The organism is Amycolatopsis sp. 195334CR (assembly GCF_017309385.1).
Classification (GTDB): domain Bacteria; phylum Actinomycetota; class Actinomycetes; order Mycobacteriales; family Pseudonocardiaceae; genus Amycolatopsis.
Genome location: NZ_JAFJMJ010000003.1, coordinates 1,227,406 through 1,252,002, shown reverse-complemented (window position 1 = coordinate 1,252,002; position 24,597 = coordinate 1,227,406). Strand labels below are relative to the sequence as shown.

The 24,597-nt window shown below is 71.8% G+C and carries 19 protein-coding genes; 18 read left to right on the top strand and 1 reads right to left on the bottom strand.

The window, feature by feature from the left end:
- Positions 1-93 precede the first annotated feature (93 nt).
- From trpC to JYK18_RS42950, 13 genes are all read left to right on the top strand, one after another.
- Positions 94-903 (top strand): indole-3-glycerol phosphate synthase TrpC, encoded by an 810-nt coding sequence (gene trpC, locus JYK18_RS43010; protein ID WP_206809742.1) that lies wholly within the window; start codon positions 94-96, stop codon positions 901-903.
- The gene (trpB, locus tag JYK18_RS43005; RefSeq protein WP_206809741.1) at positions 900-2,144 is read left to right on the top strand and encodes a tryptophan synthase subunit beta; all 1,245 of its coding nucleotides are present in this window, start codon (positions 900-902) and stop codon (positions 2,142-2,144) included. Before trpC ends, trpB begins: the two co-directional genes overlap by 4 nt.
- Positions 2,141-2,932, top strand: a complete 792-nt coding sequence (gene trpA, locus JYK18_RS43000; RefSeq protein WP_206809740.1) for a tryptophan synthase subunit alpha — start codon at positions 2,141-2,143, stop codon at positions 2,930-2,932. The genes trpB and trpA overlap by 4 nt, the downstream gene beginning before the upstream one ends.
- A gap of 264 nt (positions 2,933-3,196) precedes the next feature.
- Positions 3,197-4,732 (top strand): ABC transporter substrate-binding protein, encoded by a 1,536-nt coding sequence (locus JYK18_RS42995; protein ID WP_242584034.1) that lies wholly within the window; start codon positions 3,197-3,199, stop codon positions 4,730-4,732.
- Positions 4,733-4,736: 4 nt separating this feature from the next.
- Positions 4,737-5,684, top strand: coding sequence for an ABC transporter permease (locus tag JYK18_RS42990; protein WP_307796321.1), 948 nt, complete (start codon positions 4,737-4,739; stop codon positions 5,682-5,684).
- Complete coding sequence (locus tag JYK18_RS42985) at positions 5,681-6,475, top strand: ABC transporter permease (RefSeq protein ID WP_307796320.1); 795 nt, start codon at positions 5,681-5,683, stop codon at positions 6,473-6,475. Before JYK18_RS42990 ends, JYK18_RS42985 begins: the two co-directional genes overlap by 4 nt.
- A complete protein-coding gene (locus JYK18_RS42980; RefSeq protein WP_242584032.1) occupies positions 6,472-7,938 on the top strand; it encodes an ABC transporter ATP-binding protein in 1,467 nt (488 codons plus the stop codon). Before JYK18_RS42985 ends, JYK18_RS42980 begins: the two co-directional genes overlap by 4 nt.
- Positions 7,935-8,666 carry a methyltransferase gene (locus tag JYK18_RS42975; protein WP_206809739.1) on the top strand — a complete coding sequence of 244 codons (732 nt, stop codon included), beginning with the start codon at positions 7,935-7,937 and terminating at the stop codon, positions 8,664-8,666. Before JYK18_RS42980 ends, JYK18_RS42975 begins: the two co-directional genes overlap by 4 nt.
- Positions 8,666-9,691, top strand: coding sequence for a pyridoxal-phosphate dependent enzyme (locus JYK18_RS42970; protein WP_206809738.1), 1,026 nt, complete (start codon positions 8,666-8,668; stop codon positions 9,689-9,691). The genes JYK18_RS42975 and JYK18_RS42970 overlap by 1 nt, the downstream gene beginning before the upstream one ends.
- The gene (locus tag JYK18_RS42965) at positions 9,688-10,449 is read left to right on the top strand and encodes a phytanoyl-CoA dioxygenase family protein (RefSeq protein WP_206809737.1); all 762 of its coding nucleotides are present in this window, start codon (positions 9,688-9,690) and stop codon (positions 10,447-10,449) included. The genes JYK18_RS42970 and JYK18_RS42965 overlap by 4 nt, the downstream gene beginning before the upstream one ends.
- A 14-nt stretch (positions 10,450-10,463) precedes the next feature.
- Positions 10,464-11,276, top strand: coding sequence for a Rossmann-like domain-containing protein (locus JYK18_RS42960; protein WP_206809736.1), 813 nt, complete (start codon positions 10,464-10,466; stop codon positions 11,274-11,276).
- 212 nt (positions 11,277-11,488) lie between these two features.
- A complete protein-coding gene (locus JYK18_RS42955) occupies positions 11,489-12,703 on the top strand; it encodes an MFS transporter (RefSeq protein WP_307796319.1) in 1,215 nt (404 codons plus the stop codon).
- A 295-nt stretch (positions 12,704-12,998) separates the two neighbouring features.
- Positions 12,999-14,192, top strand: coding sequence for an MFS transporter (locus JYK18_RS42950; RefSeq protein WP_206809735.1), 1,194 nt, complete (start codon positions 12,999-13,001; stop codon positions 14,190-14,192).
- Here the strand turns inward: JYK18_RS42950 and JYK18_RS42945 are convergent.
- Positions 14,189-14,635, bottom strand: a complete 447-nt coding sequence (locus JYK18_RS42945; RefSeq protein ID WP_242584030.1) for a nitroreductase family deazaflavin-dependent oxidoreductase — start codon at positions 14,633-14,635, stop codon at positions 14,189-14,191. The genes JYK18_RS42950 and JYK18_RS42945 overlap by 4 nt on opposite strands.
- Positions 14,636-14,707: 72 nt before the next feature.
- On the opposite strand from JYK18_RS42945, the gene JYK18_RS42940 reads away from it, so the two are divergent.
- The 5 genes from JYK18_RS42940 to JYK18_RS48215 all read left to right on the top strand — a co-directional run bounded on the left by JYK18_RS42940 (position 14,708) and on the right by JYK18_RS48215 (position 24,597).
- A complete protein-coding gene (locus JYK18_RS42940) occupies positions 14,708-15,469 on the top strand; it encodes a TetR/AcrR family transcriptional regulator (RefSeq protein ID WP_206809734.1) in 762 nt (253 codons plus the stop codon).
- An 18-nt stretch (positions 15,470-15,487) separates the two neighbouring features.
- Positions 15,488-16,513, top strand: coding sequence for a prolipoprotein diacylglyceryl transferase (lgt, locus tag JYK18_RS42935; RefSeq protein WP_206809731.1), 1,026 nt, complete (start codon positions 15,488-15,490; stop codon positions 16,511-16,513).
- A 586-nt stretch (positions 16,514-17,099) separates the two neighbouring features.
- Positions 17,100-21,668 carry a glutamate synthase large subunit gene (gene gltB, locus JYK18_RS42930; RefSeq protein ID WP_206809730.1) on the top strand — a complete coding sequence of 1,523 codons (4,569 nt, stop codon included), beginning with the start codon at positions 17,100-17,102 and terminating at the stop codon, positions 21,666-21,668.
- Positions 21,661-23,169 carry a glutamate synthase subunit beta gene (locus tag JYK18_RS42925; protein WP_206809729.1) on the top strand — a complete coding sequence of 503 codons (1,509 nt, stop codon included), beginning with the start codon at positions 21,661-21,663 and terminating at the stop codon, positions 23,167-23,169. The genes gltB and JYK18_RS42925 overlap by 8 nt, the downstream gene beginning before the upstream one ends.
- Before the next feature lie 210 nt (positions 23,170-23,379).
- Positions 23,380-24,597 (top strand): bifunctional class I SAM-dependent methyltransferase/N-acetyltransferase, encoded by a 1,218-nt coding sequence (locus tag JYK18_RS48215; RefSeq protein ID WP_307796318.1) that lies wholly within the window; start codon positions 23,380-23,382, stop codon positions 24,595-24,597.

The window sequence follows — 24,597 nt, the reverse complement described above, 5'->3', positions numbered from 1 at the left end:
CGCGGGTTAGCATCTTTCCGGCGGGAAGGGGAAGGTTTTTGTGAGCGAGCTTGCGAGGAAAGCGGTGCACACACCGGTAGGCAGGGCCGTCCGGTGACTGTTCTCGAAGACATCGTCGAAGGCGTCCGTGCCGACCTCGCCACCCGCGAGGCGGAGCTCCCGTTCGACGAGCTGAAGCGCCGGGCCGCCGAGGTCGCGCCGCCGCGCGACGTGATGGCCGCCCTGCGGGAATCGGGCATCGGCGTGATCGCCGAGGTCAAGCGGCGCAGCCCGTCGAAGGGTGAACTGGCCTCGATCGCGGACCCCGCGGCGCTGGCCAAGGACTACGCCGACGCCGGTGCGCGGGTGATCAGCGTGCTGACCGAGCAGCGCCGCTTCGGCGGTTCGCTGGCCGACCTGGACGCGGTGCGCGCCGCGGTGGACGTCCCGATCCTGCGCAAGGACTTCGTGGTCAGCCCGTACCAGGTGCACGAGGCCCGCCTGCACGGCGCGGACATGGTGCTGCTGATCGTGGCGGCGCTGGAGCAGAACGCGCTGGTGGCCCTGCTGGACCGGGTCGAGTCGCTCGGCATGACGGCGCTGGTGGAGATCCACAACGCCGAGGAGGCCGACCGCGCGCTCGAAGCCGGTGCCTCGGTGATCGGCGTGAACGCGCGCAACCTGCACACCCTCGAGGTGGACCGGGACGTGTTCAGCAGGCTGGCCCCCGGGCTGCCGATGGACGTGTACAAGGTCGCCGAGTCGGGCGTGCGCGGGCCGGGCGACCTGATGTCCTACGCGGGCCAGGGCGCGGACGCGGTGCTGGTCGGTGAGGGCCTGGTCGCTTCCGACGACCCGAAGGCGGCGCTGGTGAAGCTGGTCACCGCCGGTTCGCACCCGGCGTGCCCGAGGCCCAGCCGATGAGCGAAGCGGAGCCGACGAAGCAGCACGAGCGCACCGAGCACGACCCGGACGCCAAGGGCCACTTCGGCCCGTACGGCGGCCGGTTCATGCCGGAGGCGCTGATCGCGGCGATGGACGAGCTGTCCGCGGAGTACGACAAGGCGCGGCTCGACCCGGAGTTCACCGGGGAGTTCGCCCGGCTGCTGCGGGACTACGCCGGTCGCCCGTCGCTGCTCACCGAGGCGCCGCGGTTCGCCGCGCACGCCGGTGGCGCCCGGATCTTCCTCAAGCGCGAGGACCTCAACCACACCGGTTCGCACAAGATCAACAACGTGCTGGGCCAGGCGCTGCTCACCCGCCGGATGGGCAAGAAGCGGGTCATCGCGGAGACCGGCGCCGGTCAGCACGGGGTGGCCACCGCCACCGCCTGCGCGCTGCTGGACCTCGACTGCGTGGTCTACATGGGCGAGGTGGACACCCAGCGCCAGGCGCTGAACGTGGCCAGGATGAAGCTGCTCGGCGCCGAGGTGATCCCGGTCAAGACCGGTTCGCGGACGCTGAAGGACGCGATCAACGAGGCCCTGCGCGACTGGGTGACCAACGTCGACACGACGCACTACCTGCTGGGCACCGCGGCCGGTGGCCACCCGTTCCCGGTGATGGTGCGCAACTTCCACAAGATCATCGGTGAGGAGGCCCGCCGTCAGATCCTGGAACAGGCCGGTCGTCTGCCGGACGTGGTCGCGGCGTGCGTCGGCGGCGGCTCGAACGCCATCGGCATCTTCCACGGCTTCATCGACGACCCCGGGGTCCGGCTGGTCGGGCTGGAGCCGGGCGGCAAGGGCCTGGACAGCGGGGAGCACGGCGCCACGCTGACCGAGGGCACCCCCGGCATGCTGCACGGCGCGCTGTCCTACCTGCTGCAGGACGAGGACGGCCAGACCATCGAGGCCTACTCGATCTCCGCCGGGCTGGACTACCCCGGCGTCGGCCCCGAGCACTCGTGGCTCAAGGACACCGGGCGGGCCGAGTACCGCGCGGTGACCGACGCCGAGGCGATGGAGGCGATGAAGCTGCTCTCGCGGACCGAGGGCATCATCCCGGCCGTCGAGTCGGCGCACGCCCTGGCCGGGGCCATCAAGCTGGGCCAGGAGCTCGGCGAGGACGGCCTGATCGTGGTGAACCTCTCCGGTCGCGGCGACAAGGACATGGACACCGCGGCGAAGTTCTTCGGCCTGGTGCCCGAGGAGGAGCTGTCGTGAGCGAGCTGGACGAGGTCTTCCGCCGGACCAAGGCGGAGAACCGGGCCGCGCTGGTCGGCTACCTGCCGGCCGGTTACCCGACCGTGGACGGTTCGAAGGACCTGCTCTCGGCGATCATCGACGGCGGCGCCGACCTGGTCGAGGTGGGCGTGCCCTACTCCGACCCGGTGATGGACGGGCCGACCATCCAGGCCGCCGCGGACGCCGCGCTGGCCGGTGGCTTCCGGCTCAAGCACCTGTTCGAGGTGGTCGAGTCGGTCTCCGCCCGCGGCGGCAAGGCCGTGGTGATGACCTACTGGAACCCGGTGCACCGCTACGGCGTGGACGCGTTCGCACGCGACCTGGCCGCCGCCGGCGGGCTGGGCATGATCACCCCGGACCTGATCCCGGACGAGGCGGAGGACTGGTTCGCCGCCTCCGAGGCGCACGGACTGGACCGCATCTTCCTGATCGCGCCCTCGTCGACCGAGGAGCGCGTGCACAGCACGGTCCAGGCGAGCACCGGTTTTGTCTACGCGACCGCGCTGATGGGCGTCACCGGGGTGCGCGAGACCGTGGACGCCGCCGCGGCCAAGCTGGTCGAACGCGCCAGGACGCACACGGACCTGCCGATCGGGGTCGGGCTCGGGGTGCGCTCGGGGGCGCAGGCCGCCGAGGTGGCCGGGTTCGCCGACGCGGTGATCGTCGGTTCCGCGCTGGTCACCGCCGCCGGTGCGGGCGTGGACGCGGTGCGGGCGCTCTCCGGTGAACTGGCCGACGGGGTGCGGAAGGCGCCCACCCCCGCCTGAAATTCGGTTTTCCGCGACCAAAGGGTCGTGCTCGCTTTCGGTAACCGGGAGCGGGCACGGCCCTTTTGTCATCTGCTCGGATGCACATATTAGATTCTTCGTACTTGACAATGATTTTCGTTACCTGTCATTATCGCCGCAGTTGGGGAGATCTCACCTGATTGGTGCATGCGTTAAGTCGTTCGGCGGGTTTTCCCCGCTCCGCTTTCTCGCCGACGATTCTTCGCAGGCGCGGCGCCCGCCGCGGGAAATGGAGGAGCCGTCATGCCGATCGCCCTGACGCGGCGGGGATTTCTCGGGATTTCGGCAGGTGCGGCACTGGTGCTCGGCGGGTGCGGTGGTGCGGAGAGTGCGAGCGGGGCCGGTGAGCCGAAGCGGGGCGGGCGGTTGCGGGCGTTGTTCACCGGCGGCGGTACCAAGGAGACCCTCGACCCGCACGCGCAGAACCTGTTCATCGACCAGGCCCGGCACAAGGCGGTTTTCGACAAGCTCACCGAACTCGGCGACGACCTGGCCCCGGTGCCCCGGCTGGCCGAGCGCTGGGAGTCCAATGCGGACGCCACGGTGTGGCGGTTCACCCTGCGCCAGGCGGTGTTCCACGACGGCGCGCCGCTGACCGGCGAAGACGTGTTGTTCAGCCTGGCCAGGATCCTCGACCCGGCGGCGGGCGACCGGCTGGCGCGGCAGTCCCTTTCGGCCATCGACATCGGACGGTCGCGAGTGGTCGATCCGCGCACGGTGGAACTGGTGACCAGCACGCCGTCCGCGGAACTGCCCGCGCTGCTGGCCACCACCGGCGCGGCGATCGTGCGCACCGGTTACGCCGATCCGGCGAACCCCGTGGGCACCGGCCCGTTCCGGTTCGTCTCGTTCGACCCCGGCCGGTCGATGGTGGCCCGCCGCTTCGACGAGCACTGGGAGGGCGCGCCGCTGCTCGACGAACTGCACGTCCTCTCGGCCGACGCGGACGCGCGGGCGAACGCGGTGCAGGGCGGACAGGCCGAGTACGCGCACGAGATGTCACCGACCTTCGCCCGGACGGCCGAAGCCGGGCGCACGGTGAAGATCGTGGCCGCGCCGGGGAGCACCACGCAGGCGTTCGTGCTCAAGACCGACCGGCCGCCGTTCGACAACCCCGACGTGGCACTGGCGTTCAAGCTGCTGGCCGACCGGCCGCGGCTGGTCGAGGTGGTGCTCGGCGGCAAGGGCGTGCCCGGCAACGACCTGTTCGGCAAGGGGTACCGCTACTACAACGACACCCTGCCGCAGCGCCCGCGTGACGTCGCCGAGGCGCGTTCGCTGCTGACCAGAGCGGGCGTGCTCAACCAGCCCGTGCAGTTCTTCACCTCCACCGTCTCCGCCGGTTTTGTCGACGCCGCAACGCTTTTCGCCGAACAGGCCGGCGAGGCCGGGATGCGGGTGGAGGTGGTCACCGGTGCCGCGGAGACCTACTTCAAGGACCAGCTGACCACCGGCGTGCTCGGCAGCCACCGGGCCGGGGCAGCGCCGATCCCGGACTACATCAATTCGCGCCTGCTCTCCACCTCCCCGTTCAACGCCACCGCGTGGAAGCGCCCCGAGTTCGACGCCGCCTTCGCCAAAGCGCAGTCCACTGTGGACGAGGCGGAGCGGACGAAGCTCTACCACGACCTGCAGCGCGACCTCCACGACCGCGGCGGCCTGCTCGCGTGGGGTCACCCGGACTGGATCACCGCGGTGGCCGCGAACGTGCACGGGGTCCAGCCGGTGCCGCCGAACACGGTGAACTGGGCCCGGTTCGACAAGGTGTGGCTGGGCTGAGGCGGTGCGCGGATACGTCGCACAGCGGCTGGGCCTGGCCGTGGTGCAGGTGATGGTGCTCTCGGTGCTGGTCTTCGCGTTGACCGCGCTGCTGCCGGGTGACGCCGCCGACGTGCGGTTCGACGAGAGCGCGTCCCCGGAGCAGGTGGCCGTCCTGCGTGCCGAGCTCGGGCTCGACCGGCCCGCGGTGGAGCGGTTCTTCGACTGGGCCGGCGGGGTGCTCACCGGCGACCTGGGCGCGTCGCTGGTCAACGGGCAGCCGGTGGCCGAGATCATCCGGGGTTCGGTGGGCGCCACGCTGGTGCTCGCGGCGGCCACGCTGGCCGTGGTGGTGCCGCTGGCCGCGCTGCTCGGCGCGCTGGCCGGGGTGTTCGAGGGCGGCAGGCTCGACCGGGCGATCACCTCGATCACCCTGGTGCTCACCGCGATCCCGGACTTCGTGCTGGCGCTGCTGCTGATCTCGGTGCTGTCGCTGCAACTCGGCTGGCTGCCCGCGACCTGGGTCGGGGCCACCGGCGAGGACCTGCTGACCAGCCCCGAACTGCTGGTGCTGCCGGTGCTGGTGTTGTTCCTCCGCACGGTGTGCACGCTCTCGCGGCAGATCCGCGCGGGCACGATCACCTCGCTGCACGCCGGGTACGTGGTGCAGGCGCGACGGCTCGGCGTGCCGCGGAAGTCGTTGCTGCTGCGGCACGTGCTGCCGAACGCGGCGGTGCCCGGGGTGCAGGAACTGGCGCGCGTCGGCGACAACCTGCTCGGTGGCGTGCTGGTGGTGGAGGCGATCTTCGCCATCCCCGGCTTCGCCACCGCGCTGATCGACGGAGTCGAGGCGCGGGATGTTCCGGTGGTGCAGGGGCTGACGCTGGTGCTGGCGGTGGCCGCGCTGCTGGTCAACCTCGCCGCCGACCTCGTCTGCAACCGGCTCGTGCCGCGGACGGAGGTGCTGCGGTGAAGCGCCTGCTGACCGGGATTTCGGTGGCACTGCTGGGGGTGCCGGTGCTGATCGCGCTGGCCGGACCGCTGCTGGCCGACGCGGTTTCGCGCCCGCCGGGGCTGCCCTACAGCGGGGACGGGCCGCTCGGCACGGACGGGCTCGGCCGGGATGTGCTCGGCATGCTGCTCGTCGGCGGCCGCACCACGCTCGGCGTCGCGTTGCTCGCGGTGGTTTTCGCTTATCTGGCAGGCGGCCTGATCGGGCTGGTCGCCGCGTCGACCCGCCGCCGGGTGCTGGACGAGGCACTGATCCGGCCGCTGGACATCCTGCTGCCGCTGCCCTCGCTGCTGGTGATCAGCGTGGTCGCGGTCGGCTGGCGCGGGGATCCGCTGGCCATCGCGCTGGCGGTCGGGGCGGTCAACGTGCCGACCGTGGCGAGGCTGGTGCGGGCGGCCGCGCTGGACGCGGCGAGCGGGCCCACCGTGGAGGCGTTGCGCATGCAGGGCGAATCGTGGGCCCGCATCCAGTTCGGCTTCATCGCGCGCTCGGCGCTGCCGCCGGTGCTGGCCGACATCGGCACCCGCATCACGCTCGCGGTGTTCATCGTGGCGTCGGCGAACTTCCTCGGCCTCGGGCTGAACCCGACCTCACCGGACTGGGCGGTGACCGTCTCGCGCAACCGGGAGGGCCTGATCCTGCAACCGTGGTCGGTGCTCGCGCCGGCGTTGATGATCGTCGCCTTCACGCTCGGGCTGAACCTGCTCGCCGACCGGTTGCTCGCCGGCCGCCGGGAGGTGGTCGCGGCATGAGCGCACTGGTCGAAGTGGACGGTCTGACCGCCCGCGCCGGGGATGCGATCCTCCTGCGGGACATCGGTTTCCGGGTCTGGCCGGGTAAGGTGACCGCGTTGGTCGGGCCGTCCGGCAGCGGGAAGACCACGGCGGCGCTTTCCCTGCTCGGCGAATCCGCGCCCGGGGTGCGGTTGTCCGGATCGGTGACCGTCGCCGGTGCCGCGGTGCTCGACGGCGAACTGCCGCGCGGGCTGCGCGGGGGAGTGGTCTCCTACCTGCCGCAACACCCGGGCAGCGCGCTCAACCCGGCCCGGCGGATCGGCACCACCCTGCGCGAACTGGCGAAGCTGCACCGGCCCAACGAGTCCACTGAGGACGTTGTCGCCGAGGCGGTCCGCGCGGCTCAGCTGCCGGGGGACCACAAGCTGCTCAGGCGGTTCCCGCACCAGTTCTCCGGTGGCCAGCGGCAACGCGTGGCCCTCGCGCAGGCGCTGGTCTGCGGTCCGCGGGTGCTCGTGCTCGACGAACCGAGCACCGGCCTCGACACGGTCACCCGGCTGCGGCTGGCCGGGGAACTCGCCGAACTCGCCGCGACCGGGCTGGCCATCCTGTTGCTGAGCCACCAGCACGACCTGGTGCGCGCGCTGGCCGAGCACGTGGTGCTGCTCGACCACGGCCGGGTGGCGGGGTCGGGTACACCGGACGAGTTGCTCGGCGAGGTGGCCCCACCGGCGGGCGACTGGGCGGCACCCGGGGCGGACGAGGCGCTGCTCGAACTGCGCGGGCTGTCCGCGTCGGTGCGCCCGCGCGGGCGCCAGCCGATCCTGCGCGACATCGATCTCGCGCTGCCGCCGGGCGGGCGGATCGGCGTGGTCGGGCCGTCGGGCAGCGGGAAGACCACGCTCGCCCGGTGCATCGCCGGCCTGCACGAGCGCTACACCGGCGAACTGCTGCTGGACGGGCGGCCGTTGCCGGTGCTGCGCAAGCGCCGCCGGGACCTCCGGCGCCGCGTGCAGTACGTCTGGCAGGAGGTCCGCGGTTCGTTCGACGACCGGCGGCCGGTGCTCGACCAGGTGGCCCGCACCGGGGTCCGCCTGCGCGGCCTGGATCCCGCGGCGGCCAGGGCGGAGGCCGTGGACCTGCTGGCCGAGCTGGGCGTGACCGAGGAGACCGCCGCCCGGCACCCGGACGGCCTCTCCGGCGGTGAGCTGCAACGGGCCGCGCTCGTGCGGGCCCTGCTCGCCGAACCGGAGGTGCTGGTGTGCGACGAGATCACCACCGCGCTCGACCCGGGCACCGCGCGGAAGGTGACCACCCTGCTCGCGCGGCTGAACGAGCAGCGGGGCACCGCCCTGCTGTGGATCAGCCACGACCTCGGGCTCATCGCCGCGGTGACCAGCGAGGTGCTGGTGCTCGATGACGGGATGGCCACCGGGCTGGGACGGGACCGTCCCAGCCTCGACAGGAAGGAATCGGTATGAGCGAAGAATCCTGGGCACTGCACGCGAGCCTGCCGCCCACGCTGTCCACCGCCGAGATCCTCGAGGTGAACCCGCCGAGGAACGACCTGCACACGGTGCGGTCCCACACCTACCGGGACTGGGAGTTCGAGCTGCCGCCCGGGGTGTTCCGGCCGGGCGAGACCAGCAAGATGATCCACGACCGGCTGCTGGACGGCCGGATCCCGGTGGCGGGCAGGACGTACGTGGCGATGGGCTCGGGGCTCGGCGTGGAGGCGGTGACCGCCGGGATCGCCGGTGCGGCCCGGATCTACGCGCTCGACGTGCACCCGGCCAGCGTGGCCGCGACCGAGGACCACTACCGCCGGTTCGTCGGGGACACCCCGCCGCTGCACGCGATCGTCTCCGACCTGTTCACCGCCTTCCCGGAGAAGGCGCAGGCGGACGTGATCACCTTCAACCCGCCCGCCGTCGCGCTGAAGACCAGCCAGGACCCGGACGTGGTGCGCAACGTCTGCGTCGGCGCCGGGATCACCGCGCGGTTCTTCGACCAGGTGCTCGCGCGCGACCTGCTGGCGCCCGGCGGCGAGATCCACCTCATCGTGTCCAACACGGCGAACCTGCGCGACATCATCGCGCACGCCATCGAAAGCGGGTTCGTGCCCGAGGTGCGCGAACGCCGGACCTGGCCCGACGACGACGTGCAGACCTACCTGTTCCGCCTGCGCGCCAAGGGAGACACGGCCTGATGCACGACCATTTCGCCGAAGCGGTCAAGGAGCCGGACCTGATCCGCGTCCGCGAGGACCTGCTCTGCGTGCGCTTCGAGACGATGAAGATCTACTCGGCGCTGGGCGCGGTGCGGCGGTTGCTCGACACCGGCGCCGTGCGGCCGGGGGACACCCTGATCGACAGTTCCAGCGGGATCTACGCGCACGCGCTGGCGCTGGCCTGCAACCGGTACGGCCTGCACTGCCACATCGTCGGGTCCACCACGATCGACGCGACGCTGAAGGTGCAGCTGGAGATCCTGGGCGCCACGCTCGAACAGGTGCAGCCCTCGCGCAGCCTGAAGCTCGACCAGAGCCTGCGCGTGCGGCGGATCACCGAGATCCTGCGGGACAACCCGACGTACCACTGGATGCGGCAGTACCACGACGAGATCCACTACCTCGGTTACCGCGCGGTGGCCGAGCAGATCGACCGGGCGGTGCCGCCCGGCCCGCTCAGCCTCTCCGGCGGGGTCGGCACCGGCGCGTCGACCGGGGCGATCGCCTCCTACCTCGGCGAGCTGGGGCGCGAGGTGACGCTGATCGGCGTGCAGCCCTTCGGCAGCGTCACCTTCGGCGCGGAGCGGGTGGCCGATCCGGAGATGATCATCGCGGGCATCGGCAGCTCGATCGAGTTCGAGAACGTGCGGCACGAGCTGTACGACCGGATCCACTGGATCTCCTTCGACTACGCCATGTCGGCCGCGGTGGACCTGCTGCGCTCCAGCGGGGTGTTCGCCGGGTTGTCGGCGGGCGCGGCCTACCTGGCGGCGCACTGGGAGCACGAGCGCGAGCCGGAGCGGCTGCACGTGTTCCTCGCCGCGGACACCGGGCACCGGTACGCGGAATCGGCGTACAGCAGGCACCGCGAGGCGCACGACCTGCACCGCATGCGCCCGCGCGAGGTCGGCGTGCTCAGCGAGCTGGCCTGCCCGTGGTCGGCGATGGACTGGGCGCGGCGGCCCGCCTGCGCCCGCGATCACGACGTGCTGGGCGTGGCGTGAACGATCCCGGTTACCGAGTCCTTTCCGGACTGTTCGGCGGGGCCGAACTCGCGCGGCTGGCCGAGGCCGCCGAAGCGGTGCAGCGCGAAGTGCTGGCGAAGGCGGCGTCCGGCCGGACCTCGGTCGAGGTCTGGCCGGACGGGCACCGGCTGGAAAGCGTCGACGGCACCAAACTGCACTGGGAGCCGGAGGCGCCGGGCACCATCCGCAGCCTCGCGCCGGTCTCGCACCTGCACCCGGCGTTCGAGGCACTGTGGACGGACGCCAGGCTCACCGAGCCGATGGCGGACCTGCTGGGCGTGGCGGAGCCGGGTCCGTTCGTGTCCAAACTGAACTTCAAGCGGGCCGGGGTCGGCTCGGAGTTCGCCTGGCACCAGGACTTCCCGTTCTGGTACTGCTGCGCCGGGCCGCGGGCGCACGACATCGCCACCGCGTTGATCTACCTGGACGACGCGGGGGCGGGCAACGGCGCGCTGAGCGTGATCCCGGGCAGCCACCTCGACGGACCGGCACCGCGGGACCTTCGCGAGCCCACCGGCCTGCTGGTGGATGCGTCCAAAGTGGACGAGTCGCGGGAGCGCGTGCTCGAACTGCCCGCCGGTTCGGTGCTGATGTTCCCCGGCACGCTCGTGCACCGGTCGGCCCCCAACCGCGGGGACCGCGACCGGCGCACCCTGCTGTTCTGCTTCCAGCCCGCGGGCCGCCCGCAGCTGGCCGAACTGCCCTACCGGCCGGAGTTGCTGGCGGACCTGCCATGAAAGGGAAAGCGAAAATGGAAAGTGTTTCCGCGCTGACCGAAGCCGTGCTCGCCGGTGACCTGGGCCCGGCACCCGCCGAACGCACCGTGACGAGCGCGTTCTGGCTGCACCACACCACCCGGCTGGCCGGCGGCGGGGTCACCTACCGCAACCACTACCTGCTGCTGCGCGTCGGCAGCGGGTTCGGCGCCTGTTCCTTCGAGGAGGGCGAGCTGGACGCCGGCTTCTGCGCCACCGCTTCGGGCGAACCGCTGGACAAGCTGATCGCCGACGACCGGCTGCCGGTGCGGATCGCCGCGCTCGACGCGTACCTGGCCGACGCGCGACCACACCGCGAAGCCGGGGCCGAACCGGTGGTGCTGCCGATCGGTACCCCCGAGGTACGGGCCCGCGCCCGCGACGAGGCGATCGCCGGCCTGCTCGACATCCGGCCCGGGGCCAGGGTGGCCCTGATCGGCGTGGTGAACCCGCTGGTCGCGGCCATCACCGAGCGCGGCGGTGAGTGCCTGCCGTGTGACCTGAACCTGCGCACCACGCAGTGGGGGCAGCCGGTCAGCCGCGAGATGGACGAGGTGCTCGACGTCGCCGACGCGGTGGTGGCGACCGGGATGACGTTGAGCAACGGCAGCTTCGACCGGCTGCTCGCGCGCAGCCGGGAACGCGGGCTGCCGCTGGTCGTCTACGCGCAGACGGGCAGCGCGGTGGCCAGGGCCTTCCTCGGCGACGGGGTGACCGCCGTGTCGGCGGAACCCTTCCCGTTCTCGCAGTTCAGCGCCGAACCGAGCACGGTCTACCGCTACCGCGCGGCGATCAGCCGCGCCGGTTAGGTGATCACCACCGGGACTCGTCCGAGCACCTCGACGGTCCAGCTTCCCGCTGGACGCACCGCGCCGAGGCCCGAGTACGGCTCCGGTACGAGGGCCTCGGCGCGGCACGCCCACCGGAAACCTGGTTCCGCCGATTCGCCCGGACGAGTACCGGTGGCAACCACTAAATTGAGCCCCTCCGGGGGCGGGATCATGAGAAAAGAGAGCGATCAGTGAGTGCGGAAACCGTGAAGCCGGTGGGGGAGCTGCCGGTGCCCAGCGACCTGCGCATGGCCAGGGTGCTGGGCCCGGTGCTGCTGGCCTCGGCGGTGAGCCTGTTGCCGTTCACCGTCTTCAGCACCTTCCTGGTGCCGATCTCGGCGGACGCCGGGACCAGCGTGGCCGCCATGGGCGGGCTGCGCGGCCTCGGCGGGCTGGCGGCGCTGGGCGTGGGGGCGGCGGTGGCGCCGCTGCTGGACCGGGTGCCCAAGCAGTACACCGCCGGCGGCGGGCTGGTGCTGCTCGGCCTGTCGGCGGCGGTGGGCGCGGCGGGGCAGTTCCTCGCGCTGGCCGCGTTCTGCCTGCTGGTGGGCGCGGCGACCTCGGTGCTGAACCCGGCGCTGGCCGCGGACGCGGCCGACCGGTTCGGCTCGGGCGCGGCGGCCGGGCGGGCGGCCACGCTGGTCACCGCCACCCAGTCGCTGACCGCGATGCTGGCCGCGCCGCTGGTGGCGCTGCCCGCGCTGCTGTGGGGCTGGCGGGGGAACCTGCTGGCGGTCGCGGTCATCTCGATCGCGCTGGCCGTGGTGTTCTTCCGGCGCCGCCCGGCGCCGGTGGCCGAAGCCGACGCCGCGCCCCGGCTGGGTTACCTGGCCTCGTTCCGGGCGCTGGCCGGGGTGCCGGGCGCGGTGCCGCTGCTGCTGGTGGCGCTGCTGCGGACCGCGGCGTTCATGGGGTACCTGTCCTACCTGGCCGCCTTCTACGACTCGCGGTTCCAGCTGGACCCGGAGCTGTTCGCCCTGGTGTGGACGCTCAGCGGCGCGTCGTTCTTCGTCGGCAACCTGCTGGCCGGGCGGTACACCAGCGCGGAGCGCCCGTGGATCCGGCCGGAGCGGATGCTGACGGTGAGCCTGCTGGCCGCGCTGGGCGCGGTGGCGGGGTTCTACTTCGCCACGAACCTGGTGTGGGCGCTGGTGCTGACCGCGGTGCTCGGGGCCGCGCACGCCACCGTGGCCGCGTGCGTGGTGACCCTGCTGGTCCGCCGCTGCGGCCCGCTGCGGGGCTCGGCACTGGGCGTCAACGCCGCGGGCATGAGCCTGGGCACCTTCGCCGGCGCCGCACTCGGCGGCATCGGCCTCGGCGTGGCGGGCTACCCGGGCACGGCCGTCGCCTTCGGCGCGATCACCCTGCTGGCGCTGGTCGCCGCGCTCTTCGTCCGCCCCACCTGAGGTCGCGCCACCGCTCCGGCTCGCCTGACGCCTGACGCGTGCTGTGAATGTGGCTTTCACAGCCGAATCCGCAGTGAAGGCCACATTCACAGCACGCGGCCCCCGACACGAAGGTGGTTTTCGGGGCGACAGTGGGGGAACCGGATCATGGTCCGGGTGGGTCCCCCGACGCAGGGGGGACTGCGGCGGGGTGACTCGCTGCGCTGCCAGGGTGAAGCGGGCTTGGTCAGCCCGAATCGGCTGGGCAGAATTCGCCGCATGGACCGCATGATGCCGGGATGAGCCGGCGGGATCGGTGAATCGCGCCCGGCCCGCGTTGCTGGTGGCGCTCGCGATCGACAACTTCGGCACCGGCCTCTTCCTGCCGCTGACCCTGGTCTACCTCACCCGGGTGGTGGGCCTGCCGCTGGCGCTGGCCGGCACCGTCGTACCACTGGGCACGGTGGCCGGCCTGCTGGTACCCCCACTCGCCGGACGGCTCACCGACCGCGTCGGCGCGCGGCTGGTGGTGATCCTCGCGCAGCTGGTGCAGGCCGCCGGGGTGCTCACCTACCTGCTGGCCGGCTCGGTGGTCACCGTGGCGGTGGCCGCCGTGCTGGTGGCGGCGGGGCAGCAGCTGTTCTACTGCGCGCTCTACGCACTGGTCGCCGACGTCGCGGGCGACGTGCCGAAGGACCACCCCTTCGCGGTCGTCGGCATGGTGCGCGCGGCCTCGTTCGGCGCCGGGGGACTGGTCGCCGCGGTGCTGCTGACCGGCTTCGGCCCGGTCGGCTTCCGGCTGGCGCTCGGCGCGAACGCGGCCACCTACCTGGTCGCCGCCCTGGTGCTGCTGCTGTGCCTGCGCGCCCCGTCCACCCGCTTCCTGCCACCGCCACCCCGGCTCACCGCGGGCCCGCTGCGCGACCGGCCGTACCTCACGCTGATCCTGATCAGCGGGCTGTTCGGGCTGTCGCTGGACGTGTTCCTCATCGGCGTCCCGGTGTTCATCCTGGAGCAACTGCACGGCCCGGCGTGGCTGCCGGGAGCGATCATCGCGCTGCTCACCCTGTGCACCAGCGTCGGCGGCACGCTCGCGCTCCGGCTGACCGAACGCCTGTCCCGGATCGACGCGATGCGCTTCGGCTCCCTGCTCTACGCGCTGTGGTGGCTGGGCTGCCTCGGCGCGCTGCTGGTCCCGCGGGCGGCGCAACCGGGTTACCTGCTCGCGGTCACCCTGATCATCGCCACCGCGAACCTGGTGTTCGGACCGCGGGCCAACGCGCTCGCCGAGGCCGCCGCCCCGCGCGCCGCCCGCGGCCGGTACCTCGCCGCCTTCCAGTACGCCTTCACCGCCGCGCAGGTGATCGCCCCGGCCGTGGTCGCGTTGTTCTCGGTGGCGGTGTGGCTGCCGTGGGTGGTGGTGGCGGCGTGCGCGGTGCTGGCCGTGTTCGGCCTCAGCGGCCTGGCCGCCCGGCTACCGGCACACGCCGTCCACCCACCCCAGTCCTAGATCGACTCGATGCGGAAGACCGCGCACCGCCCGGCGAGCGCTTCGAACTCGTCCGGTGAATCGCTTTCCACGATGCCCGCGCTGGTCATCATCGACACCCCGGACGGCACCTTCGCCGGGAACTCGCGCAGCACCGGGCGTGCCTCGTCGACCGGCAGCTCGACCAGCCGCACGGCCTCTTGGCGACGGCCGCAGGTGAGCGTGCCCGCCCCGGCCGCGCTCGCGTTGCGCACCCAGTCGGCACCGGGGAACCCGCCGACCACGTACCGGCCGCCTTCGTGCTCCATCAGCGAAATCGGCGTGGTGCGGGGTTTCCCGGACTTGCGCCCGGGCACGGTCAGCAGGTACATGCCGCCGAGTTTCAGCCCGGTCCGCTGCAGTCCGATGAACACCCGGTTCATCGGCTTGAGCCAACGCGGGGGAGTGACCTTGGCAGTGCGCAATCCGACCTCCATCATGAACGGTAAGATGTACCGTACAGCATACGGTACGACTTTGTCTAGGATGGGCTGACCATGGCGACAGACAACGGCTCCGATCCGGCCCGCAGCCTCGCGATCCTCTGGCGCACCCGCGAGGTGGCCAGCCGGAAGGGCAAACCCGAGCTGAACGTGGACCGCATCGCGCGGATCGCGATCGAGCTGGCCGACGCGGACGGCCTCGACTCGCTGTCCATGCGCAAGGTGGCCGAGAAGCTCGGCGTCGGCACCATGTCGCTGTACACCTACGTCCCCGGCAAGGCCGAGCTCGTGGACGTGATGGTCGACCTGGTGCAGGCCGAGACCGCGCGCCCGGACGGCGACGAGGGCTGGCGCGCCAAGCTCGAACTGATCGCCCGCGAGAACCTGTCGCTCTACCAGCGGCACCCGTGGCTGCTGCAGGCCTCGCACCGCTCGGTGCTCGGGCCGAACGTGATCCAGAAGTACGAGGACGAACTCCGCGCGCTGGAAGGGATCGGGCTCACCGAGATCGAGATGGACTCGGTGCTCACGCTGCTCATCGGCCAGGCGCAGGTCTCGGCTCGCGGCCGGTCGGAGATCTCCAGGGTGGAGCGCAGTTCCGGGCTCACCGAGGAACAGTGGTGGACGCAGAACGCGCCGCTGCTCGACCAGGTGATCGACTACCGCCGGTTCCCGGTGGCCGCCCGGGTGGGCGCGGCGGCCGGCGAGGCGCACCACGCGTCCTACAGCCCGGAGCACGCCTTCGAGTTCGGCCTGGCGCGAATCCTGGACGGGATCGAGGTCCTCATCGGGGGCCGGGGGGACGCCGGGAGCTGAGTTGGCTACGGTGGCCCGGTGAATACCGCCGCGGCGTCGTTCCTGGCCAGCATCCCCAGCCCCGATCGCGGGGTGTGGCACATCGGGCCCATCCCGATCCGCGCTTACGCGCTGTGCATCATCGCGGGCATCGTGGTGGCCATCTGGCTGGGCGAACGCCGGTGGGTGGCCCGTGGCGGCACCAAGGGCACGATCCTCGACATCGCGGTGTACGCGGTGCCGTTCGGCCTGGTCGGCGGCCGGCTCTACCACGTGGCCACGGACTGGCACCGGTACTTCGGCGAGGGCAAGGACCCGATCCAGGCGCTGAACATCGTCAACGGCGGCCTCGGCATCTGGGGGGCCATCGCGCTCGGTGGGGTCGGGGCGTGGATCGGCTGCCGCCGCAAGGGCATCCCGCTGCCCGCGGTCGCGGACGCCATCGCGCCGGGCATCGTCATCGCGCAGGGCGTCGGCCGCCTCGGCAACTACTTCAACCAGGAGCTCTACGGCGGGCACACCGATCTGCCGTGGGCGCTGGAGATCTACGCGCGGGTCAGCCCCGACGACCCCCGCATCGAGGACACCCTCAACGGCGTCGCGCTGAACAACATCCCGATCGACACCGTGCACCCGACGTTCCTCTACGAGCTGCTCTGGAACCTCGGCGTCGCGCTGCTGGTCATCTGGGCGGACCGGAAGCTGCGCCTCGGCCACGGCCGCGCGTTCGCGCTCTACGTCGCCGGGTACACGCTCGGCCGGACGTGGATCGAGCTGATGCGCACCGACGCGGCCACCCTGGTCTTCGGGGTGCGGGTCAACGTCTGGGTCTCGATCCTGGTGTTCGCCGGCGCGATCGTGTACTTCGTCGCGGCGAAGAGCCGGGGTGAGCGCGAGGCGCCGGAGACGCTCCGCGGCAAGGACGGCGACCAGCCGGACGAGGAGCTCGACGAGACCGCCGTCGTGCCGACCACCAACGGCAACGACGACGCCACCGAGACGGGTGACAGCAGCGCTACGGGCAAGGCGGACGACGCTACCGAGAAGCGAGACGGCAAGGACTGACCCCGGCCCGGATCGACGCGACCGGACGCCAGTCGGTTCGGATCGACACGGCCGCACGTCGGCCGGTCCAGGTGGGCGCGTCCGGGCGCCGGTCGGTCCAGTTCGGCGCCGCCCGACACCGGTCGATCCAGGTCGGCGTGGCCGGGCGTCGGTCGGTTCAAGTGAGCGAGGCCGGACGCCGGTCGGTCCGGGTCGGCGTGGCCGGACGCCGGTCGGCCTGGATCGGTGCGGCGAGACGTCGGTCGGTGCGGGTAGGCGCGGTTCGACGCGGCGTCGGGGCAGGTCGGTGCGGTGGTGACCAATCGTGCGTGCGGTCACCGCTGCCGAAAGCGGCCACCCGGGCTAAACTGTGCGTCTGCGCCGAGCCGTAGTTGGCGGGCCGAACCAACCGGATCCCATCAGGAACGATGTCGTTCTGGCCGCCCGGATCGTTACGGTCGAATGACCGGAAACACGCCTTCGACGGGTGCCCCGGGGTTTCCGGGGTGTTAAGGTCGCGTCAACGAACGGGCCATCGTCGTCCCGTGCGCAGCGATAACCAGGGATTTTTCCCGAACTGAGCACGAACGACGAGGGAGGTCCCTTGATGATCTTCTCCGCCAATCCCGGTCCCAGTGGTCTGTACGACCCCACCACCGAGCAGGATTCCTGCGGAGTCGCCATGGTGGCCGACATCCGCGGCCGCCGCTCGCACGGCATCGTCACCGACGGCCTGACCGCGCTGGCCAACCTGGAGCACCGCGGCGCCGCGGGCGCCGAACCGACCAGCGGGGACGGCGCGGGCATCCTGCTCCAGCTGCCGGACGAGCTGCTCCGGGCCGAAGTGGACTTCGAGCTGCCGGAACCGGGTGAGCACGGGCATTCCTACGCCGCGGGCATCGCCTTCCTGCCGGTCGAGGAGGGCCGCCGGGACAAGGCGGTCGAGCTGATCGAGCGCATCGCCGACGAGGAGAGCCTGGTGGTGCTCGGCTGGCGCGACGTGCCGGTCACCCCGGAGACCGCCGAGGTCGGCCCGACCGCGCGCTCGGTGATGCCGCACTTCGCCATGCTGCTGGTGGCGGGCAAGCCGGCCGCCGACGGGCACACCCCCAGCGGGCTCGAACTCGACCGGCTGGCCTTCTGCCTGCGCAAGCGCGCCGAGCACGAGACCGAGGTGGCCGGCTGCGGCACCTACTTCCCGTCGCTGTCCGCGCGCACGCTGGTCTACAAGGGAATGCTCACCACCGAGCAGCTGCCCGCGTTCTTCAGCGACCTCACCGACGAGCGGCTGGCCAGCGCGATCGCCGTGGTGCACAGCCGGTTCTCCACCAACACCTTCCCGTCGTGGCCGCTGGCGCACCCGTTCCGGTTCGTCGCGCACAACGGCGAGATCAACACCATCCGCGGCAACCGCAACCGCATGCGCGCCAGGGAGGCGCTGCTCGAGTCGGACCTGCTGCCCGGCGACCTGAGCAGGCTGTACCCGGTCTGCTCGGCCGACGCCTCCGACTCCGCCTCCTTCGACGAGGTGCTGGAGCTGCTGCACCTCGGCGGCCGCAGCCTGCCGCACGCGGTGCTGATGATGATCCCGGAGGCGTGGGAGAACCACGCCACGATGGACGCGCGGCGGCGCGCGTTCTACCAGTTCCACGCCAGCCTGATGGAGCCGTGGGACGGCCCGGCCTGCGTCACCTTCACCGACGGCACGCTGGTCGGCGCGGTGCTCGACCGCAACGGCCTGCGCCCGGCGCGCTGGTGGCGCACCGCCGACGACCGCGTGGTGCTGGCCAGCGAGGCCGGCGTGCTCGACGTGGCGCCGGAGGACGTGGTCGCCAAGGGCAGGCTCAAGCCGGGCCGGATGTTCCTGGTGGACACCGAGGCGGGCCGGATCGTGGACGACCGCGAGGTCAAGACCGCGCTGGCCGAGCAACTGCCCTACGGCGACTGGCTGCACGCCGGCCTGCTGCAGATCGCCGACCTGCCCGACCGCGACCACATCGTGCAGAGCCACGATTCGGTGTTGCGGCGCCAGCTTTCCTTCGGCTACACCGAAGAGGAGCTGAAGATCCTGCTCACCCCGATGGGCACCACCGGGGCCGAGCCGATCGGCTCGATGGGCACCGACACCCCGCCCGCCGTGCTGTCCCAGCGCTCGCGCCTGCTCTACGACTACTTCAAGCAGAACTTCGCGCAGGTGACCAACCCGCCGCTGGACGCCATCCGCGAGGAACTGGTCACCTCGATGGCGCGGATCATGGGCCCGGAGCAGAACCTGCTCGAACCCGGCCCGGCCTCCTGCCGCCACGTGCAGCTGCCCTACCCGGTCATCGACAACGACGAGCTGGCCAAGCTCATCCACATCAACGACGACGGGGACCTGCCCGGCTTCGCCTGCACCGTCCTCTCCGGACTGTACGAAGTGGACGGTGGGGCGGCGGCGCTGGCCGAGGCGATCGAGCGGGTGCGCCGCGAGGCGTCCGAGGCGATCGCCGCCGGGGCGCGCACGCTGGTGCTCTCCGACCGCGACTCCGACCACCGGATGGCGCCGATCCCGTCGCTGCTGCTGGTCTCCGCGGTGCACCACCACCTGGTGCGCACCAAGGAACGCCTGCGCGTGGCGCTGGTGGTGGAGAGCGGGGACGCGCGCGAGGTGCACCACGTCGCGCTGCTGCTCGGCTACGGCGCCGCCGCGGTCAACCCGTACCTGGCCTTCGAGACCATCGAGGACCTGATCGGCCAGGGCGCGATCACCGGCATCGAGCCGGCCGTGGCCATCCGCAACTACGTGCAGGCGCTGGTCAAGGGCGTGCTGAAGATCATGTCCAAGATGGGCATCTCCACCGTGGGCGCCTACACCGCGGCCCAGGTCTTCGAATCCTTCGGCCTGGCCCAGGACCTGCTCGACGAGTACTTCACCGGCACCACCTCGAAGCTGGGCGGGGTCGGCCTGGACGTGCTCGCCGAGGAGGTGGCCATGCGCCACCGCCGTGCCTACCCGGACAACCCGACCGACCGGGTGCACCGGCGGCTGGACACCGGCGGCGAGTACGCCTACCGGCGCGAGGGCGAACTGCACCTGTTCACCCCGGAGACGGTGTTCCTGCTGCAGCACGCCAGCAAGACCGGGCGCGAGGAGGTCTACCGCAACTACGCCGCCGAGGTCGAGCGCCTCAACCGCGAGGGCGGTGCGCTGCGCGGCATGTTCGCCTTCCAGACCGGTGACCGCAAGCCGGTGCCGATCGACGAGGTCGAGTCGATCGAGTCGATCTGCCGCCGCTTCAACACCGGGGCGATGTCCTACGGCTCGATCTCGATGGAGGCGCACCAGACGCTGGCCATCGCGATGAACCGGATCGGCGGCCGGTCGAACACCGGTGAGGGCGGCGAGGACCCGGAACGGCTGTACGACCCCGAGCGCCGCAGCGCGATCAAGCAGGTCGCGAGCGGACGGTTCGGGGTGACCAGCGAGTACCTGGTCAACGCGGACGACATCCAGATCAAGATGGCGCAGGGCGCGAAGCCCGGCGAAGGCGGCCAGCTGCCGCCGAACAAGGTGTACCCGTGGATCGCACGCACCCGGCACTCCACGCCGGGCGTCGGGCTGATCTCGCCGCCGCCGCACCACGACATCTACTCCATCGAGGACCTCGCCCAGCTGATCCACGACCTGAAGAACGCCAACGAACAGGCCCGCATCCACGTGAAGCTGGTCAGTTCGCTCGGCGTGGGCACGGTCGCGGCCGGGGTCTCCAAGGCGCACGCCGACGTGGTGCTCATCTCCGGGCACGACGGCGGCACCGGTGCCTCGCCGATGAACTCGCTCAAGCACGCGGGCACGCCGTGGGAGATCGGCCTCGCCGAGACCCAGCAGACGTTGCTGCTCAACGGGTTGCGCGACCGGATCACGGTGCAGGTGGACGGCGCGCTGAAGACCGGGCGGGACGTGGTGGTGGCCGCGCTGCTCGGCGCCGAGGAGTACGGCTTCGCCACCGCGCCGCTGATCGTGGCCGGGTGCGTGATGATGCGGGTGTGCCACCTGGACACCTGCCCGGTCGGGGTGGCCACGCAGAACCCGGACCTGCGCAAGCGCTACACCGGGCAGGCCGAGCACGTGGTGAACTACTTCCGGTTCGTCGCCCAGGAAGTCCGGGAAACCTTGGCGGAGCTGGGTTTCCGGACGCTGGACGAGGCGATCGGGCGGACCGACGTGCTGGACACCGACGAGGCGCTGGAGCACTGGAAGGCACAGGGGCTCGACCTCGGGCCGGTGTTCGAGATGCCCTCGCACACCCCGTACGGCGGTGCGAAGCGCAAGGTGCGCGAGCAGGACCACGGGCTGGAGTTCGCCCTCGACCGCACGCTGATCCAGCTGGCCGAGGCGGCGCTGGAGGATGCGCACCCGGTGCGACTGGAACTGCCGGTGCGCAACGTGAACCGGACCGTCGGCACGCTGCTCGGTTCGGAGATCACCCGGCGCTACGGCGGCCAGGGCCTGCCGGACGACACCATCCACGTGCGGCTGACCGGTTCGGCCGGGCAGTCGCTGGGTGCCTTCCTGCCCTCGGGCGTCACGCTGGAGATGGTCGGTGACGCCAACGACTACGTGGGCAAGGGCCTGTCCGGCGGGCGGATCGTGGTGCGCCCCGATCCGGCGGCGACCTTCGCCGCCGAGCGCCAGGTGATCGCGGGCAACACCATCGGCTACGGCGCCACGAGCGGGGAGATCTTCCTGCGCGGCCAGGTCGGCGAGCGGTTCTGCGTGCGCAACTCCGGTGCGCTGGTGGTGTCCGAGGGCGTGGGCGACCACGCCTTCGAGTACATGACCGGCGGCCGCGCGGTGGTGCTCGGCCCGACCGGGCGGAACCTGGCCGCCGGCATGTCCGGTGGCGTGGCCTACGTGCTCGACCTCGACCGCGGACAGGTCAACGAGGCGATGGTGGAGCTGAGCACCCCGGCCGGGGAAGACCTGGCCTGGCTCAAGGAAACCGTGCGGCGGCACCACGACCTGACCCGGTCGGTGGTGGCCGCGTCCCTGCTGGGCGACTGGACCCGCCGCTCGGCCGCGTTCACCAAGGTGATGCCGCGGGACTACAAGCGGGTGCTGGACGCGGCGAAGGCGGCCAAGGCCGCCGGTCGCGACGTCGACGAGGCGATTATGGAGGCGGCTCGTGGCTGACCCGAACGGTTTTCTCAAGCACCAGCGCGCCGAGGCCAAGAAGCGCCCGGTCGACGAGCGCCTCGGCGACTGGCGCGAGGTCTACGAGGCGATCACGCCGGCCGAGCGCAACGAGCAGGTCCGCACGCAGGCCACGCGCTGCATGGACTGCGGCATCCCGTTCTGCCACTCCGGGACCGCGGGCTGCCCGCTGGGCAACCTGATCCCGGAGTGGAACGACCTGGTCCGCCGCGGTGACTGGGAAGCGGCCAGCGATCGGCTGCACTCGACCAACAACTTCCCCGAGTTCACCGGGAAGCTGTGCCCGGCGCCGTGCGAAGCCGGTTGCGTGCTCTCGATCTCGCCGCTGTCCGGCGGCCCGGTGGCGATCAAGCGGGTCGAGCAGACCATCGCCGACCAGTCCTGGGAAGCCGGGTACGTGCAGCCGCAGGTCTCGGCGGTGTCCTCGGGGCAGCGGGTGGCCGTGGTCGGCTCCGGCCCGGCCGGGCTGGCCGCCGCGCAGCAGCTGACCAGGGCCGGGCACGAGGTCACCGTGTTCGAGCGGGACGACCGGCTCGGCGGGCTGCTGCGGTACGGCATCCCCGAGTTCAAGATGGAGAAGAAGGTCCTCGACCGGCGGCTGGCGCAACTCCGCAAGGAGGGCACCAAGTTCGTCACCGGCTGCGAGGTCGGCGTCGACCTGACGGTGGACGACCTGAACGAGCGGTACGACGCGGTGGTGCTCGCCGTCGGCGCGCTGCGCGGTCGTGACGACCGCGAGACGCCCGGCCGGGAACTGAACGGCGTGCACCTGGCGATGGAGCACCTGGTGCCGGCCAACCGGTACGTCGAGGGCGACGGCCCGCCGGAGATCGACGCGGCGGGCAAGCACGTGGTGATCATCGGCGGTGGGGACACCGGGGCCGACAGCTACGGCACCGCGACCCGCCAGGGCGCGCTTTCGGTGACCCAGCTGGACCAGTACCCGGAGCCGCCGTCCACAAGGGACGATGACCGGTCGCCGTGGCCGACCTGGCCGTACATCCTGCGAACCTACCCGGCGCACGAGGAGTCGGGCGAGCGGAAGTTCGCGGTGGCGGTGAAGCGGTTCGTCGGTGACGAGCACGGCAACGTGCGCGCGATCGAGCTGCAGCAGGTGAAGGTCACCAAGGACCCGGCGACCGGGCGGCGCGAGGTGGTGCCGACCAGCGACGAGGTGCAGGAGCTGCCCGCGGACCTGGTGCTGCTGGCGATCGGTTTCGAGGGCGTCGAGCACATGGCGCTGCTCGACGGGCTCGGCCTCTCGCTGACCAAGCGCGGCACGTTGTCGTGCGGCGCCGACTGGCAGACCTCGGCACCCGGCGTCTTCGTCTGCGGTGACGCGCACCGGGGGGCGTCACTGGTGGTGTGGGCGATCGCCGAGGGCCGCTCGGTGGCCAACGCGGTCGACGCGTACCTGACCGGCGCGTCGGACCTCCCGGCCCCGGTGCACCCGACGGCGTTGCCGCTCGCCGTGGTCTGAGCTGGTATGATCAAGGGGCCGGACGTGGTGTCCGGCCCCTTGGCTTTTCGAAGGACGTGAGTTGATGACCGCCGCGCAGGCCGCTGCGTTCCGCAGTGGCACCCGGGCCATGCTCACCGTCCGGATTCCCGCCTAGCCGATTTCGCTCGGCTCGAAGGCGCGGGGTCCCCACACCTTCGAAAGCTGGAAATGTCTTTTTCGCTGTCTGAATTGTTCGCGCTCCACCACGGCCTGCCCCGCCAGGGACCCGGCTCCGACGAGACGACCGCCCGGTTGCTGGCGCTCGCCGGGCCGGTGCCACCGCGGCCGCGGATCCTGGACCTGGGCTGCGGCCCCGGCCGGTCGGCACTGGTGCTGGCCGCCGCCACCGGCGGCCACGTCACCGGGGTCGATCTGCACCAGCCCTACCTCGACCAGTTCCTCGACTCGGCGGATCGGGCCGGGCTGCGTGCCCAGGTCACGGCCATGCGGTGCTCGATGGACGCGCTCCCGTTCCCGGACCGGTCGTTCGACCTGGTCTGGTGCGAGGGCGCGGCCTACAACCTCGGTTTCGCCACCGCGCTCGACTCGTGGCGCAGGCTGCTCGCCCCGGGCGGGGTGCTCGTGGTGACCGAGATCGAGTTCACCGGCACGGACCCGTCGCCGGCCACCGTCGACTTCTGGGCCGAGCGCTACCCGCTGCGGTACCCGGACGACAACCGGGAGATCGCGGCGGCGGCCGGGTACACCGTGCTGGCCCACCACCGGCTCCCGGAAGCCGACTGGTGGTCCGAGTACTACGACCCGCTGCTGGCGCGTGTGTCCGGAGTGGACACGGCCGCGGCCGCGGAAGTGCGTGCCGAGACCGAACTGCGCCGTGAGCACGGCGCCGACTACGACTACGCGGGATACGTCCTGCGCCCGAACCGAACGGACAAGACTCCTATGTGGACAACCAGGCCGGAGACCCCGGCCGATCGCGCCGCCATCCACGCGGTCAACGCCGCCGCCTTCCCGACCGCCGAAGAGGCCGACCTGGTCGACGCGCTGCGTGCCGACTCGCAGGCCTGGATCGACGGGCTTTCCATGGTGGCCGTGGCTCCCGGCGGGGAAATCGCCGGGTTCGCCCTGATCACCCGCTGCGAGGTGGGCGGGGAACCGGCGCTCGCGCTGGCCCCGTGCGCGGTGCGGCCCGAATACCAGGGCAAGGGCGCCGGGGCCGCGGCCATCCGCGCCTGCCTCGACGCCGCCCGCCACCTCGACGAAAACCTCGTCGTGGTGCTCGGGCACCCCGAGTACTACCCGCGCTTCGGGTTCACCCCGGCGTCCGGATTCGGGGTCCGTGCCTCGTTCGACGTGCCGGACGAGGCGTTGATGGCCCTGTCGCTCGACGCTTCACGGCCGACCCCGGCGGGCGTGATCCGGTACCCGGCGGCGTTCGGCGTCTGA

What these genes read in the sequence shown, in the direction of transcription:
- JYK18_RS42940 (WP_206809734.1), top strand. Translation starts at nt 14,708, where the DNA reads ATGGCGACAGACAACGGCTCCGATCCGGCCCGCAGCCTCGCGATCCTC.
- trpB (WP_206809741.1), top strand. Translation starts at nt 900, where the DNA reads ATGAGCGAAGCGGAGCCGACGAAGCAGCACGAGCGCACCGAGCACGAC.
- gltB (WP_206809730.1), top strand. Translation starts at nt 17,100, where the DNA reads ATGATCTTCTCCGCCAATCCCGGTCCCAGTGGTCTGTACGACCCCACC.
- JYK18_RS42960 (WP_206809736.1), top strand. Translation starts at nt 10,464, where the DNA reads ATGGAAAGTGTTTCCGCGCTGACCGAAGCCGTGCTCGCCGGTGACCTG.
- JYK18_RS42980 (WP_242584032.1), top strand. Translation starts at nt 6,472, where the DNA reads ATGAGCGCACTGGTCGAAGTGGACGGTCTGACCGCCCGCGCCGGGGAT.
- JYK18_RS42970 (WP_206809738.1), top strand. Translation starts at nt 8,666, where the DNA reads ATGCACGACCATTTCGCCGAAGCGGTCAAGGAGCCGGACCTGATCCGC.
- JYK18_RS42975 (WP_206809739.1), top strand. Translation starts at nt 7,935, where the DNA reads ATGAGCGAAGAATCCTGGGCACTGCACGCGAGCCTGCCGCCCACGCTG.
- JYK18_RS42995 (WP_242584034.1), top strand. Translation starts at nt 3,197, where the DNA reads ATGCCGATCGCCCTGACGCGGCGGGGATTTCTCGGGATTTCGGCAGGT.